Below are 1,289 nucleotides of genomic sequence, written 5' to 3' on the forward strand. Positions count from 1 at the left end.
AAACAGGAATTTGGAACAACTTGGGTGGCGTAGTTAATAGTGACGGAACAATTACTGTTACATTACCGCATTTCTCGAAATACGCCGTTTTAGAAAAAGTGGGAACGAATGCAAGTTTAAAAACATTTTACGATATTCAAGGTCATTGGGCACAAAAGGAAATCGATCAGTTGGTTGTCAGTAAGATTATCGACGGTATGGACGAAACATCTTTTAAACCAGATGCCAATCTTACACGGGCGCAATTTGTAGCTATGCTGTTCAGAGCATTGAAGCTTCAAAACCCCAGCCAAGCAGTAACTTTTGATGATGTTACTAATGACTCATGGTATAAAGACTCTGTCTACGCCGCGCATGAGGCTAATATCGTAAATGGTGTTAGTGACCATAAATTCAAACCTGAAGCCAACATCACAAGGGAACAAATGGCGGTTATGATGGTCAACGCCTATTTACATGTAACAAATAAGAAGCTTTCTGATATTACTATTACAACAGTAGCGAAATATGCAGATAGCGGAAGCATTAGTGATTGGGCAAGAACTTATGTCAACATAGCAAGCAGCTTGGGTTTGCTTACTGGATATGATGAAACAAACTTTGCACCAGCATTAGATTCGTCAAGAGCACAAGCTGCTGTCGTTATTAACAGACTATTAAATATAATAACCAGTAATTCGAGTAAATAGTGGTGGCTAGTCCCTAGCCCCTAACCTCTCACACATACATGCGGCTCCACATACGCCGCTCCTAAAGATTAACGAATTTCTAGATAACAAATCGTTAGACTAAGTAGCTCTTAATCTTTCCAGTAGGAAAGGTTAAGAGCATTATTTATGTTTCGGGACATTTCCCAGTATCTTCTGCGGTTCGTGTTCCTCAGACCGAAAATTTACCACTGACTTCACCAAGCCACACAGATGACAGAGCTTAAGAAGAATTATTTTAAAGCGTCATCGCACGTCCATACCGTGCCAAATAAGCTTCCCTTTCCTTATAATCCGGCAGTATGCTACCGACCCTCCGCCAAAATGACCTATCATGATTCATATGCAAGAGATGGCAGAGTTCATGGATAACGACATAATCAATAACTTCCATGGGGGCCATTGCCAAGCGATAATTAAACGTTAATTTTTTATCCGAGTTGCAGCTTCCCCACTTGGTGACGGACTCGTCGATTTCGACGGTTTTGGGTTTTACTTTCAGTTGGGTTTGATAGATTTTAATGCGTTCTCCAATGATCTTCTTGCAGCTTGAGAAATAGAACTTTTTGAGATTAATTTTTA

The 1,289-nt window shown here is 40.2% G+C and carries 2 protein-coding genes; one reads left to right on the forward strand and one right to left on the reverse strand.

Annotated elements, in window-relative coordinates; genetic code table 11:
• Nucleotides 1–689: S-layer homology domain-containing protein (locus FU659_RS34885; protein ID WP_147951727.1), on the forward strand; the 689-nt coding region annotated here is incomplete at its 5' end.
• Nucleotides 690–945: 256 nt separating this feature from the next.
• Here the strand turns inward: FU659_RS34885 and FU659_RS34890 are convergent.
• Nucleotides 946–1,289 (reverse strand): M48 family metallopeptidase (locus FU659_RS34890; protein ID WP_147951728.1); only part of this gene is annotated, 344 nt, incomplete at its 5' end.

The organism is Paenibacillus sp. N3.4 (assembly GCF_008017805.1).
In the GTDB taxonomy this organism is placed as follows: domain Bacteria; phylum Bacillota; class Bacilli; order Paenibacillales; family NBRC-103111; genus Paenibacillus_E.